The organism is Streptomyces sp. NPDC005648, assembly GCF_040605395.1.
Classification (GTDB): Bacteria; Actinomycetota; Actinomycetes; order Streptomycetales; family Streptomycetaceae; genus Streptomyces.
In genome coordinates this window covers 69323-83252 of record NZ_JBEXCS010000011.1, presented here as the reverse complement: position 1 = coordinate 83252, position 13930 = coordinate 69323, and the positions used below count along the sequence as shown (strand labels likewise).

The window sequence follows — 13930 nt, the reverse complement described above, 5'->3', positions numbered from 1 at the left end:
CTCTGAGTCCTCCGCTCTGTGGTGGATCGGCTGACGACTGCCAAGTGCCCGCGATCCACGAGGTCGTTGCGCCCGCCTTCGGCGGCATTGACCATATTTTCTGCTGTGGTCCGACTTCCTGGCGACGTTACCCGAGCCTCGCGCGGACTCCGAGTACCGCGGTGCCGACGCGTACATGTGTCGCTCCGGCCGCCACGGCCTGTTCGAGGTCCGCACTCATCCCTGCCGAGACCATGTTCGCAGCCGGATGGGCTCGGCGCAGGTCGGTCGACAAATCCATCAACCGCTCGAACGCTGCCGGTTCACGTCCCGCATAGGGGCCGGTGAGCGGTGCGACGGTCATCAGTCCGTCCAGCCGGAGCCCCGGCGCCGCCGCGATCGACTCGCCCAACTCTTCGATTCCCTCGGGGCCCACGCCCCCGCGCTCGCCACGCCCGCTCTCGTCCGCGTCGAGCGCGACCTGGATCAGACAGCCGAGCTCGCGCTCCTGCCGCACCGCCTCCCTGGACAGCGCGGTGACGAGCCGGGGTCGGTCGACCGACTGCACAAGGTCGGCGTAACCGACCACGGAACGAACCTTGTTGGTCTGCAGTTGACCGACGAAATGCCAAGTCAGGGGCAGGTCCGCGCACTCGGCCGCCTTGGGGGCGGCGTCCTGGTCCTTGTTCTCGGCCACGTGCCGCACACCGAGCTCCGACAGGACCCTCACATCGCTCGCCGGGTAGGTCTTGGTGACCACGATCAGGGTCACCTCCTCCGGCGCCCGCCCGGCCGCCGCGCACGCGTCGGCGATACGACGCTCCACCTTCGCCAGGTTTTCGGCGAGTTCGTCCTTACGGTCCGTCATGTCCTCAGTCCAGCCAGACATATCCCGCGAGTCGCCCCGTGGTGCGATCGCGGCGGTACGAGAAGTGATCGGCCGACTCCAGCGTGCACACCGGCGACTGCTCCCGGTCGCGCACCCCGAACCGTTCGAGCTGCGCGTGCACCCCGGCGGTCACATCCACCGCGGGCGTACCCCAGCTCGTCTCGGAGTACGCGGCCGGCTCGATGCCCGCCACGTCGGCCCGCATCGCCTCCGGCACCTCGTAGCACCGGCCGCAGACGGCGGGGCCGGTGCGGGCGACGATCCGGGCCGGGTCGGCGCCGAGCTCGGTCATCGCGCGTAGCGCGGCCGGGACGACACCGGCGATCATGCCGGGCCGGCCCGCGTGGGCCGCGGCGACGACCCCGGCGACGGGGTCGGCGAGCAGAACGGGTGTGCAGTCGGCGGTGAGCACGGCGAGCGCAAGACCCCGCCGCGCCGTGACGACGGCGTCGACCTCGGGCACCGGACGCTCGCCCCACGGTCCGTCGACCACGGCGACCTCCTTGCCGTGCACCTGGTTCATCCAGACGACCCGGTCCGGGCCGAGACCCAGGGACTTGGCCGCCAGCTCGCGATTGGTCCGTACGGCGCCGGGGTCGTCGCCGACCGCTCCGCCGAGGTTGAGCTCCTCGTACGGAACGGCGCTCACCCCACCCCACCGGTCGGTGAAGGCGAAGTGCGCGCCGCTCACGGTGTCGCGCCGTCCTATCACTTCAGGAAGTCCGGCACGTCCAGCTCCTCGGCCGCGCTGTCGGTGTAGCTGCGCGACGGCGGGACCGGCGGGGCGACCGGGAGGTCGGCGGCCGGCTCGGGAGCGGGCTGCGGGTCCTCCTTCGGCGTGACGCTGCCGAGCGAGCCGAAGGACGGGCGGGAGTCGGACTGCCGTACCGGAGTGGGCTCGTCGCGGCGGGCGGAGGCCGAGGACGAACCCATCACGGTCTCCCGGCGGGCCGGGGGCTGGCCCCCGTCGAAGCCGGCCGCGATGACCGTGACCCGGACCTCGTCGCCGAGGGCGTCGTCGATGACCGCACCGAAGATGATGTTGGCCTCGGGGTGGGCGGCCTCGCTGACCAGCTGGGCCGCCTCGTTGATCTCGAACAGACCGAGGTCGGAGCCGCCGGAGATGGAGAGCAGCACGCCACGGGCGCCGTCGATGGACGCCTCCAGGAGCGGCGAGGAGATCGCCATCTCGGCCGCGGCCACCGCGCGGTCGTCGCCGCGGGCCGAGCCGATGCCCATGAGGGCCGAACCGGCCTCGGACATCACGGACTTCACGTCGGCGAAGTCGAGGTTGATCAGACCGGGTGTGGTGATCAGGTCGGTGATGCCCTGGACACCGGAGAGCAGGACCTGGTCGGCGGACTTGAAGGCGTCGAGCACCGAGACCTGGCGGTCGGAGATGGACAGCAGCCGGTCGTTCGGGATGACGATGAGGGTGTCGACCTCCTCGCGCAGCTCGGCGATGCCGTCCTCGGCCTGGTTGGCGCGGCGCCGGCCCTCGAAGGTGAAGGGGCGGGTGACCACGCCGATGGTGAGCGCGCCCAGCGAGCGGGCGATGTTGGCCACGACGGGCGCGCCGCCGGTGCCGGTGCCGCCGCCCTCGCCGGCCGTCACGAAGACCATGTCGGCCCCCTTGAGGACCTCCTCGATCTCCTCGCGGTGGTCCTCGGCGGCCTTGCGGCCCACGGCCGGGTTGGCTCCGGCGCCGAGTCCGCGGGTGAGTTCGCGGCCGACGTCGAGCTTGACGTCGGCGTCGCTCATCAACAGCGCCTGCGCGTCGGTGTTGATGGCGATGAACTCGACGCCCTTGAGACCGACCTCGATCATCCGGTTGATGGCATTGACACCACCGCCGCCGACACCGATGACTTTGATGACTGCGAGGTAGTTCTGCGGTGCTGCCACGTCGAAGGCCTCTCGCCTCGAGTTACGTGTCGTCGCTTCGCGGGAGATGCGATCCGACGACTGATGCCGAATGGGACGGTCCGTATCGCCGACCCGAACCCTAACGTTGAAGTTTAGGGTTACCAGTGTGACTGTTCGCTGGACTCTTCCGAACAGGACACTAAGTCGACAAGTGGCGCACGTTCAACGAACACGCCGAACCTCCCGTTTTTCTTTTCACCCTATGTGATCAGCCATAGCGGTGCCCAACCAGGGTGCTGGCCTGCGCTGATGTGCGTCAACTCCCTGATGACGCAGGGGCGGTGGGAACCGAGACGTCGAAGTGCCGCGCATCCGGCGCCGCTTTCATGAGAGCGGTGAGCGTACGGGCCTTCAGCGCACCCTGTTCGGAACTCCCCCAGTCGACCGTCCGTCCGCCGTTCAACTCCAGCGAGATGTCGTCGTAGGAACGCACCTTGACGGTCCGCGTCATGTGCCTGACCGCGGCCGGGAGCGCACCGGCGACCCGTACCGCCTCCCGCACCAGGCGGTCCTCGCCGAAGCGGCGCAGGCTCGCGGCGGCGGAGCCGGAGGAGGCGGGCCGCAATTGAAGTCCCGGAACGCCTTGGGGGGCCTGAGAAACCATGGCGAAACGGACACCGCCCCGGTCCACTTCGATGAAGTTTCCGCCCTTTTGGACAAGGAGAACCGGAGTACGTTCAACCACTTTCAGACCGATTCCATGGGGCCAGGAACGGACTACGTCAACCGTGTCGATTCGGGGCAGTTTTGCCCGTAGACGTGTCTCGATCGCATCGGTGTCGATGGAAATCATCGGTGCCCCGACGGGCACTTCGGCGGCCTCCCGCACCTGCGTCGGCGTCAGCACGTCGGTACCGGAAACCGATACGCGTTCAACGCGCAGCCACTGGGATCCGTACAACAACCAGACGGAGCCCACGCCGAGGAGGACGAGCGTGACACCGAGGATGATGATCGTACGAAGGCGAAGCTGAAGGCGTGGCGGCCTCAACCGCCGGGCGAGAGGCGGGCCGGACGACTCCTGCTGGCGTTCACCGCGGTCTTCCGCGGTGGTCGGTCCGGCCACGCTTCCTGCCCTTCGCTCACATGGGAAAACCGTTCCTAGCGGTGTGCACGGCCGGCGGCGATCGCCTCGTACACCATGCCGACGAGCAGGTCGTCGGCGTCCCGCCGGCCGAACTCGGCGGCGGCGCGGGACATCTCGTACAGCCGGTGCGGGTCGGCGAGCACGGGCAGGACGTTGCCCCGCACCCAGTCGGGCGTGAGTTCCGCGTCGTCGACCAGCAGTCCGCCGCCGGCCTTCACCACCGGCTGGGCGTTCAGCCGCTGTTCGCCGTTGCCGATGGGCAGCGGGACATAGGCGGCCGGGAGTCCGACGGCGGAGAGTTCGGCGACGGTCATCGCGCCCGCGCGGCAGAGCATCATGTCGGCCGCGGCGTACGCGAGGTCCATCCGGTCCAGGTAACTTACCGGGATGTAGGGGGGCATTCCCGGCATCTGCTGTACATGCGGCAGTTCGTTCTTGGGACCGACCGCGTGCAGGATCTGGATGCCGGCCTGCTGCAGCCAGGGGGCCACCTGCTGGACGACCTCGTTGAGGCGCCGGGCGCCCTGCGAGCCGCCGGAGACCAGCAGCGTCGGCAGGTTGGGGTCGAGCCCGAACATCGCGCGGGCCTCGGGGCGGGCGGCGGCCCGGTCGAGGGTGGCGATGGTGCGGCGCAGCGGGATGCCGATGTAGCGGGCGTCGCGCAGCTTGCTGTCCGGGGTGGATACGGCGACCTTGGCGGCGTAGCGCGAGCCGATCTTGTTGGCGAGACCGGGGCGCGCGTTGGCCTCATGGATGATGATCGGCACGCCGAGGCGCTTGGCGGCGAGATAGCCGGGCAGGGCGACATAGCCGCCGAAGCCGACGACGGCGTCCGCCTTGGTGCGCTCCAGGATCTGCTCGGTCGCCTTGATCGTGCCGCGCAGCCGGCCCGGGACGGTGATCAGCTCGGGCGTGGGCTTACGGGGCAGCGGGACGGCCGGGATGAGTGCGAGCTCGTAGCCACGCTGCGGGACGAGCGTGGTCTCCAGGCCCCGCTCCGTGCCCAGGGCCGTGATCCCCACGGTCGGGTCCTGCCTGCGCAGGGCGTCCGCGAGGGCGAGCGCGGGCTCGATGTGGCCGGCGGTCCCCCCACCGGCGAGTACGACATGCACCGAAATTCACCGCTCTCCGGACGGCCGCGCCTGAGGCGCACGCCGTCGCATCGTGTTCCATCTCCGAGGCCCCCGTGCCGAAGCGGCGCCTCCCGCCCGCTTTCTACCAAAGCGGGGTTGCCGCATCGAAAGCGCCGCCCGCGCACCGGGCTCGTCACGCGCGAAGGCGATCAGCAGTCCGATGGCGAACATGGTCGGCAGCAGGGCGGATCCCCCGTAGGAGAACAGCGGGAGCGGGACACCGGCGATCGGCAGCAGGCCGAGCACCGCACCGATGTTGATCACGGCCTGAGCCGTGACCCAGGTGGTCACGCCTCCCGCGGCATACCTGACGAAGGGGTCCTCCGTGCGGCCGGCCACGCGGATACCCGCATAGCCTAGAGCCGCGAAGAGGGCGAGCACCGACAGCGTCCCCGCGAGGCCCAGTTCCTCACCGGTGACGGCGAAGATGAAGTCCGTGTGGGCTTCCGGGAGTTGGCCCCATTTTTCCACACTCGCGCCCAGCCCGGAGCCGAAGATTCCGCCGGAGGCGAGCGCGTAGATGCCGTGCACGGCCTGCCAGCAGTCGGCGACGCCCGTCTTGGGCTGGGTGGCGCCGATGCAGGCGAGCCTGGCCATGCGGTTCGGGCTGGTCTTGATGAGGACGAAACCGAGGGTGGCTGCGATCGACAGCACCCCGACGAACAGCCGCGTGGGGGCTCCCGCCAGCCACAGCAGCCCGAAGAGGATCGCCGTGAGGATGATCGCCGTGCCCATGTCGCCGCCGAGCATGATCAGCCCGAGCAGCAGGAAGGCGACCGGGACGAGCGGCACCAGCATGTGCTTCCACTGGTTCAGCAGGTTCCTGTCCTGCTTGCGGGCGAGCAGGTCGGCGCTCCACAGCACGAGGGCGAGCTTGCCGAACTCACTGGGCTGGATCTGGAAGGAACCGCCGAGCGAGATCCAGTTCTGGTTGCCGTTGACCGACATCCCTATCCCCGGCACCTGCACCAGGGCCATCAGGAAGACGGCACCGGCCAGGATCGGGTACGCCAGGGCCCGGTGCAGCTTCACCGGCATCCGGGACGCGATCAGCAGCAGCACACCGCCGATCACGGCCGCGAGCAACTGTTTGCGGAAGAAGTACGAGCCGGGCAACGACATCTGCAGCGCGGTGATCTGGGAGGCCGAGTAGACCATCACCAGACCGAGCACGGTGATCAGCAGGGAGCCGCCGGCGATCAGGTAGTACGCGGTCAGCGGCCGGTCCCAGGCCCGCTTGGCGTTGAGGTACGCCCGCCGCACGGGGTTGTCGCGCGGCGAGCGGGGAGCGGCGGGACGTCTGACGGCCCGCTGCACGGGCGGACGTCCGGTACGGCTACTGGGCATCGGCGCCTCCGCTGCCTCGGTCAGGCGCCGAGTTCGCGAACCGCCTCCGCGAACGCGTCACCGCGCTTGTTGTAGTTGGTGAACATGTCCATCGAGGCGCAGGCCGGTGCCAGCAGCACCGTGTCGCCTTCGACGGCGAGCCGCCGGGCCTCCCGGACCGCCGCGAGCATCGCCCCAGTGTCGGTCCGGTCGAGGTCGACGACGGGTACTTCCGGCGCGTGTCGCGTCAGGGCTTCCCGGATCAGCGCGCGGTCCTTGCCGATGAGCACGACACCGCGAAGTCGCTTTGCCGACTTGGCGACCAGCTCGTCGAAGGTGGCGCCCTTGGCGAGCCCGCCCGCGATCCAGACGATGGACTCGTACGCCGCCAACGAGGCTTCCGCCGCGTGGGTGTTGGTGGCCTTGGAGTCGTCGATGTAGGCGACTCCGTCGATGTCGGCCACATGCGCGATGCGGTGCGCGTCCGGAGTGAAGTTCCTGAGCCCGTCGCGTACGGCCTTGGGGGGCACCCCGAACGCACGCGCGAGGGCCGCCGCCGCAAGGGCGTTGGCGATGTTGTGCGGGGCCGGTGGATTCACGTCGGAGATCTCGGCGAGCTCCTGGGCGTTCTTCTGCCGGTTCTCCACGAAGGCGCGGTCGACCAGGATGCCGTCCACGACGCCGAGTTGGGAGGGGCCCGGGGTGCCGAGGGTGAACCCGACGGCCCGGCAGCCCTCCTCGACGTCGGCCTCGCGCACCAGGTCCTCGGTGGCCTTGTCGGCGACGTTGTAGACACAGGCGACGTGATTGCCCTCGTAGATACGGCCCTTGTCGCGCGCGTAGGCCTCCATGGAGCCGTGCCAGTCGAGGTGGTCGGGGGCGAGGTTGAGCACCGCCGCCGAGTGCGCCCGCAGGGAGGGCGCCCAGTGGAGCTGATAGCTCGACAACTCCACGGCGAGGACGTCGTACGGCTCGTCGCCGAGCACCGCGTCCAGCACGGAGACGCCGATGTTGCCGACGGCCGCCGTGCGCAGGCCCGCCGCCTTCAGGATCGACGCCAGCATCTGGACGGTGGTGGTCTTGCCGTTGGTGCCGGTGACGGCCAGCCAGGGGGCCGCGTCGGGGCCCCTGAGGCGCCAGGCGAGTTCGACGTCGCCCCAGATGTCGACACCGGCCTCGCGGGCCGCGACGAACAGCGGCTTGTCCGGCTTCCAGCCGGGCGCTGTGACGATCAGCTCGGTGCCCTCCGGCAGGGTCGCCCCGTCACCGAGGCGCACCGTGACGCCCAGCGCCTCCAGCTCCGCGGCCTGTTCACGCGCGCGTGCGTCGTCGCCGTCGTTGACGACCGTGACGATCGCCCCGCGCGCGTGCAGCACCTTGGCCGCCGGGATGCCGGAGACGCCGAGCCCGGCGACGGTGACGTGCTTGCCCTCCAGCGAGAGCCCCTGCCGGTCGGTCACTTGTCCGCTGCCCATCCCGCGTAGAAGAGGCCGAGGCCGACGATCACGCAGATGCCCTGGATGATCCAGAAGCGGACCACCACAAGTACCTCGGACCAGCCCTTGAGTTCGAAGTGGTGCTGGAGTGGCGCCATCCGGAAGACGCGTTTCCCGGTGAGCCGGAAGGAGCCGACCTGGATGACCACCGACATGGTGATGAGGACGAACAGACCGCCCATGATGGCCACCAGCAGCTCCGTGCGGGAGAGGATGGCCAGGCCGGTGAGGACACCGCCGAGCGCGAGCGAACCGGTGTCGCCCATGAAGATCTTGGCCGGCGAGGTGTTCCACCACAGGAAGCCGAGGCAGGCGCCCATCAGCGCGGAGGCGATGACCGCGAGGTCCAGCGGGTCGCGCACCTCGTAGCAGGCGTTGGGGTTGGTCAGGGTCTGCGCGTTGGCGCAGGACTCCTGGAACTGCCAGACGCCGATGAACGTGTAGGCGCCGAAGACGAGGACGGAGGCGCCGGTGGCGAGGCCGTCCAGACCGTCCGTCAGGTTCACGCCGTTCGACATGGCGAGGATCATGAACAGCGCCCAGACCACGAACAGGACCGGGCCGATGGTCCAGCCGAAGTCCGTGATGAACGACAGCTTGGTGGAGGCCGGGGCGTTGCCGCGGGAGTCCTGGAACTGCAGGGCGAGCACGGCGAAGGAGATGCCGACGATCAGCTGGCCGGCCATCTTCGCCTTGGCCCGCAGGCCCAGCGAGCGGCGCTTGACGATCTTGATGTAGTCGTCCAGGAAGCCGACCAGGCCCATACCGCACATCAGACCGAGCACCAGCAGGCCCGAGTAGCTCGGCGGGTAGCCGGTGATGACCTTGGAGAGGAAGTACGCGGCCACGGTCGCCAGGATGAAGGCGATACCGCCCATGGTCGGCGTACCGCGCTTGCTGGCGTGCTCGCGCGGGCCGTCGTCACGGATGTACTGGCCGTAGCCCTTGCGGGCGAGGAGCTTGATCAGCAGCGGGGTGCCGACCAGCGTCAGGAACAGACCGATGACGCCCGAGAAGAGGATCTGCTTCATCATCGGGCATCAGCCCCGCCCTCGGCACCGGTCTCGAGCAGCGCCTGCGCCACGCTCTCCAACCCCACCGACCGGGACGCCTTCACGAGGACGACGTCCCCCGGGCGCAACTCGCTGCGCAACAGGTCGACCGCCGCCTGTGCGTCGGACACGTGCACCGACTCCTCACCCCACGAACCCTCGTTATATGCGCCCAGTTGCAGCCAGGACGCTTCCCTGCCCCCGACCGCGACGAGCTTGCCGACATTGAGCCGGACGGCGAGCCGTCCGACCGCGTCGTGCTCGGCGAGCGCCTCGTCCCCGAGCTCGGCCATCTTGCCGAGCACCGCCCAGGTCCGCTTCCCGTTGCCCATGGCCGCGAGCGCGCGCAGAGCGGCCCGCATGGACTCGGGGTTGGCGTTGTAGGCGTCGTTGACGATGGTCACGCCGTCCGGGCGCTCGGTGACCTCCATCCGCCAGCGGGAGAGGGAGCCCGCCTCGGAGAGCGCGGTGGCGATCTCTTCCGCGGACATGCCCAGCTCATGGGCGACGGCGGCCGCGGCGAGCGCGTTCGACACGTGGTGCTCACCGTACAGGCGCATGGTCACGTCGCTTGCACCGGAGGGTGTGTGGAGCCTGAAGGCGGGCTGTCCCGTGTCCGTGAGTCGTACGTTCTCGGCACGTACGTCCGCTTCGCCGGACTCTCCGAAAAGGATCACCTTCGCCTTCGTACGGGACGCCATGGCCCGTACGAGGGGGTCGTCCGCGTTGAGGACCGCGGTGCCGCCGTCCTGGGCCGAGGGCAGCGCCTCCACGAGTTCGCCCTTGGCCTGCGCGATCTGCTCGCGGCCGCCGAACTCGCCGATGTGGGCGGTGCCGACGTTGAGCACGAGTCCGATCCTCGGCGGGGTCAGCTCGGTCAGGTACCGGATGTGCCCGATGCCCCGGGCGCCCATCTCCAGCACGAGGAACTTCGTCTCCTCGGTGGCGGACAGGGCGGTCAGCGGCAGCCCGATCTCGTTGTTGAGCGAGCCGGGCGTGAACACCGTCGGCGCCTTGGTCCGCAGCACCTGCGCGATCAGGTCCTTGGTGCTGGTCTTGCCCGCGGACCCGGTGAGGGCGACCAGGGTCGCCCCGAGACGTCGTACGACATGACGGGCGAGGGAGCCGAGGGCCGTCTGGACGTCGTCCACGACGATCGCGGGGACGCCGACCGGACGCTGCGCCAGCACGGCGACCGCTCCCGCCTCGACGGCCTTCTTCGCGTAGTCGTGGCCGTCGGCGTGTTCGCCCACGAAGGCGGCGAACAGGCTGCCGTCCCCCACCCGCCGTGAGTCGATGACCGTGGGCCCGGTGACCTGGACGGACGGATCCGGTATGTCGTGCGTCTGCCCGCCGACGACTGAGGCGATCTCGGCGAGAGAGAGGGCGATCACAAGTTCATCCCTGGGTCTTCTGGATGGCTTCTCGAAGCACCTGGCGGTCGTCGAACGGACGGACCACCCCGGCGATGTCCTGGCCCTGCTCGTGCCCCTTGCCCGCGACCAGCACGGTGTCCTTGGGCCGCGCTCGGGCGACGGCTGCGGCGATCGCGGCGGCCCGGTCCTCGAAGACCTGGACCTCGCCGCGTTCGTGTGCTGGTACGGACGCGGCGCCCTCGAGCATGGTTGCAAGGATCGCGAGGGGGTCCTCGGAGCGGGGGTTGTCCGAGGTCAGTACGGCGGTGTCGGCGAGGCGGGCCGCGGCGGCGCCCATCGGCGCCCGCTTGGTCCGGTCCCGGTCGCCGCCGCAGCCGAGCACGACGTGCAGCCTGCCCTCGGTGACCTTGCGCAGGGCGCGCAGGACCGATTCGACGGCGTCGGTCTTGTGGGCGTAGTCCACCACCGCGAGATACGGCTGCCCGGCGTCCACGCGCTCCAGGCGGCCCGGCACGCCCGGGACGGCCGCGATGCCGTCGGCGGCGGCCTGCGGGTCGAGGCCCGCGGCGGCCAGGGCGACGATCGCGGCGAGGGTGTTGGCCACGTTGAAGCCGCCCGGCAGCGGCGCCCTGGCCTCGATCCGCTCGCCCTCGGGGCCGGTCACGAGGAACGTCGAGTCCATCGGGCCGATCCGCACGTCCTGGGCGCGCCAGTCGGCGTCCGGGTGGCCCTCGGCGGAGAAGGTGACGATCGGTACGCCCGCCTCCTGGACCAGCCTGCGGCCGTACTCGTCGTCGAGGTTCACGATGCCGAGCCTGCTGCGTTCCGGCGTGAACAGCCGCGCCTTGGCCCGGAAGTAGTCCTCCATGTCGGAGTGGAACTCCATGTGTTCCGGGCTGAGGTTGGTGAAGACGCCGATGTCGAAGACACAGCCGTCGACCCGGCCGAGGACCAGCGCGTGGCTGGAGACCTCCATGGCGACCGCCTCGACCCCACGCTCGCGCATCACCGCGAACAGGGCCTGCAGATCGGTGGCTTCGGGGGTGGTGCGCTCGGACTTGATGCGCTCGTCGCCGATGCGCGTCTCGACCGTGCCGATGAGACCGGTGTTGCTCTTGGTCTTCAGACCGCCCTCGACGAGGTAGGCGGTGGTGGTCTTGCCGGAGGTGCCGGTGATGCCGATCTGGAGCAGGTCGCGGCCCGGGTGGCCGTAGATGGTGGCCGCCAGTTCGCCCATCCGCCCGCGCGGGTCCTGGGTGACCAGGACCGGCAGGCCGGTGGCCGCCGCACGCTCGGCGCCTGCCGGGTCCGTCAGCACCGCGACCGCGCCGAGGCCGGCGGCCTGGGTGACGAAGTCGGCGCCGTGCAGCCGGGCGCCCGGGAGGGCGGCGTACAGATCGCCGGGGCGGACGGCGCGCGAGTCATGGGTGATGCCCGTGACCCCCGCGGTGTCCTCGGAGGTGTCCGGCGCGGGGACACCCAGCTGTTCGGCGAGCTCCGCGAGGGGTGTCGCGGAGACCCGCACCGGCCTGGGCGGCCCGGGGTATGTCACGGATGCGCCCTTCTGGGTGGTTTGGGACTGATCAGCGTGTGGCACGGCGGTGAGCGTACCGGGCCCACCCGCCTGGGAGCGAAGCGAGGGGCCGGGCGTGCCCGGGTCGCCGGAGTCTGAAGTGATCATGGTCACGGAGCGTTCCTGGCTGGTTGCGCTGATCAGGGCGTGAAGGTCACGGGCAGGTTCGCGGGCTTGGCGCCCGTGGGCGGGACCTGCAGGGTCTTCAGTGCGAACTCCATCACCTCCTTGAAGATGGGTCCGCAGATCTGGCCGCCGAAGTAACTGCCCTTGGTGGCGTTCTGGATGGCGCAGTAGACGGTGACCCTCGGGTTGTCGGCGGGGGCGAATCCGGCGAACGACGACGTGTATCCGCGGTACTTGCCGGTGGCCGGATCCACGCGGTTGGCCGTACCCGTCTTGCCCGCGACCCGGTAGCCGGGGATGCGCGCCTTGGTGCCCGTCCCCTCCTGGTCGTCCACGACCGACTCCAGCATCTGGGCGAGCGTCTTCGCCGTCCTGGCGCTGACGACCCTTGTCCTCTCGGGCTGCGGGGCCGGGGTGAAGCGTCCGTCCGGTCCCTTCGTGCCGCGCACGAGCGTGGGTTCGACACGGACGCCGCCGTTGGCGATCGTCGAGTAGACGGAGGCCGCCTGCATCGCGTTGATGGACACGCCCTGGCCGAAAGGAATCGTGTACTGCTGCGAGGTCGACCACTTGTCGGGCGGGGCGAGGATGCCCTTGGTCTCGCCCGGGAAGTCGAGTCCGCTGTAGCTGCCGAGTCCGAACTTGCGCAGGTAGGAGTACAGGACCCGGTTGGCCTGCGCCTGCGTTTTGCCGAGCTGGCCGGTGGCCTCGATGGTGCCGATGTTGCTGGACTTGGCGAGCACGCCGTTGAGCGTGAGGTTCCAGGTCGCGTGGTCGATGTCGTCCTTGAAGAGACGGTCGCCGCGGTGCAGCCGGTTGGGCACGACGACATGCGTCAGCGGGGTGGCGACGTTCTCCTGCAGTACGGCGGCCATCGACATGATCTTGGCGGTCGAACCGGGCTCGTAGGCGTCCTCGACGGCCCAGTTGTGCAGGGCGTTCCCGTTCGCCTTGGAGAGGTCGTTCGGGTCGAAGCCGGGCGAGTTGGCCATGGCGAGGATCTGGCCGGTCCGGGTGTCCTGCACTATCACGTAGCCGCGGTCCGCCCCGGACTTCTTCACCTGATCGGTGATGGCGCTCTGGGCGGCCCACTGGATGTCACGGTCGATGGTGAGCTCGACGTCGCTGCCGGGTACCGCGGGGGTCTCCGTGGAACCGACGGTGGGCACCAGCCGCCCGCCGGACTGGGCGTAGCGGATCTTGCCGTCCTTGCCGGCGAGCTCCTTGTCCAGCTCCTGCTCAAGACCGCCGCCGCCCTTGCCGTCGGCGTTGACCCAGCCCAGTATCCCGGCGGCGAGGTCGCCGTTGGGGTACACGCGCTTGCTGCTGGGGGTGGAGAAGACGCCGGCAAGGACATTGGCGGTGTCCGACTTCTTGGCCAGCGCGGCCTTCAGGTCCTTGATCTGCGACCAGACCTGGGGGGTCTGGCGGCCGGCCAGCAGCACATAGCGCAGCGCCTTGTTCTTCGGGCGGAGCTTGCGCACGAGCGAGTCCTGGTCGACGCCGAGGATCGGCGCGAGGAGCGCGGCCGCCTGCTCGGGGCCGTCGTCGATCTTGAGCTGCTTGCGGGTGAACATCGTCGGGTCGGCCGTGAGGTCGTAGGCGTCCACGCTGGTCGCCAGGGCCACGCCGTCGCGGTCGGTGATGCCGCCGCGCTCCGCGGGCAGGATCTGGCCGACGTAACGGTTCTGGTCGGCCCTCGCGGTGTAGGTGCTCGCGTCCACGGCCTGGACCTGGAGCAGCCGTACCACGAAGGCGATCAGTACGAGGGTGAGCGCGAGCGCGACCATGCGCAGCCGGGGGCGGGGGCTGCCCAGACGCAGGGGCTTGGAGGCGGCGGGACGGGCCGGTGCCGGGCGGCGGGCCGCCGGGCGGGCGCCGCTGCCCGGGCGCCGCTGACCCGCGGCGGGGCGGACGGGACGCGCGGGGCCTGGCACACGTCGGCGCGGCGGTTCCCTGTCGGACAC

The 13930-nt window shown here is 70.1% G+C and carries 11 protein-coding genes; all 11 read right to left on the bottom strand.

Annotation, left to right across the window (positions count from 1 at the left end; translation table 11 throughout):
- Positions 1-127 precede the first annotated feature (127 nt).
- Positions 128-847, bottom strand: coding sequence for a YggS family pyridoxal phosphate-dependent enzyme (locus ABZT17_RS09125; RefSeq protein WP_356345689.1), 720 nt, complete (start codon positions 845-847; stop codon positions 128-130).
- 4 nt (positions 848-851) lie between these two features.
- Complete coding sequence (gene pgeF, locus ABZT17_RS09120) at positions 852-1580, bottom strand: peptidoglycan editing factor PgeF (protein ID WP_356345686.1); 729 nt, start codon at positions 1578-1580, stop codon at positions 852-854.
- Positions 1577-2773 carry a cell division protein FtsZ gene (ftsZ, locus tag ABZT17_RS09115; RefSeq protein WP_356345683.1) on the bottom strand — a complete coding sequence of 399 codons (1197 nt, stop codon included), beginning with the start codon at positions 2771-2773 and terminating at the stop codon, positions 1577-1579. Before ftsZ ends, pgeF begins: the two co-directional genes overlap by 4 nt.
- A 277-nt stretch (positions 2774-3050) precedes the next feature.
- On the bottom strand, positions 3051-3860 hold the full coding sequence (locus ABZT17_RS09110) for an FtsQ-type POTRA domain-containing protein (protein WP_356345680.1): 810 nt from the start codon (positions 3858-3860) through the stop codon (positions 3051-3053).
- 35 nt (positions 3861-3895) lie between these two features.
- Positions 3896-4993 (bottom strand): undecaprenyldiphospho-muramoylpentapeptide beta-N-acetylglucosaminyltransferase, encoded by a 1098-nt coding sequence (gene murG / locus ABZT17_RS09105; protein ID WP_356345678.1) that lies wholly within the window; start codon positions 4991-4993, stop codon positions 3896-3898.
- 6 nt (positions 4994-4999) lie between these two features.
- Positions 5000-6361, bottom strand: a complete 1362-nt coding sequence (ftsW, locus tag ABZT17_RS09100; protein ID WP_356345675.1) for a putative lipid II flippase FtsW — start codon at positions 6359-6361, stop codon at positions 5000-5002.
- A 20-nt stretch (positions 6362-6381) separates the two neighbouring features.
- Positions 6382-7815: a UDP-N-acetylmuramoyl-L-alanine--D-glutamate ligase gene (gene murD, locus ABZT17_RS09095; RefSeq protein ID WP_356345673.1), complete on the bottom strand. Its 1434-nt coding sequence runs from the start codon at positions 7813-7815 to the stop codon at positions 6382-6384.
- The gene (gene mraY / locus ABZT17_RS09090) at positions 7797-8870 is read right to left on the bottom strand and encodes a phospho-N-acetylmuramoyl-pentapeptide-transferase (protein ID WP_356345670.1); all 1074 of its coding nucleotides are present in this window, start codon (positions 8868-8870) and stop codon (positions 7797-7799) included. Before mraY ends, murD begins: the two co-directional genes overlap by 19 nt.
- A complete protein-coding gene (murF, locus tag ABZT17_RS09085; RefSeq protein ID WP_356345667.1) occupies positions 8867-10282 on the bottom strand; it encodes a UDP-N-acetylmuramoyl-tripeptide--D-alanyl-D-alanine ligase in 1416 nt (471 codons plus the stop codon). The genes mraY and murF overlap by 4 nt, the downstream gene beginning before the upstream one ends.
- A gap of 4 nt (positions 10283-10286) precedes the next feature.
- Positions 10287-11816: a UDP-N-acetylmuramoyl-L-alanyl-D-glutamate--2,6-diaminopimelate ligase gene (locus ABZT17_RS09080; RefSeq protein WP_356345665.1), complete on the bottom strand. Its 1530-nt coding sequence runs from the start codon at positions 11814-11816 to the stop codon at positions 10287-10289.
- A gap of 161 nt (positions 11817-11977) precedes the next feature.
- The gene (locus tag ABZT17_RS09075; RefSeq protein WP_356345663.1) at positions 11978-13930 is read right to left on the bottom strand and encodes a penicillin-binding protein 2; all 1953 of its coding nucleotides are present in this window, start codon (positions 13928-13930) and stop codon (positions 11978-11980) included.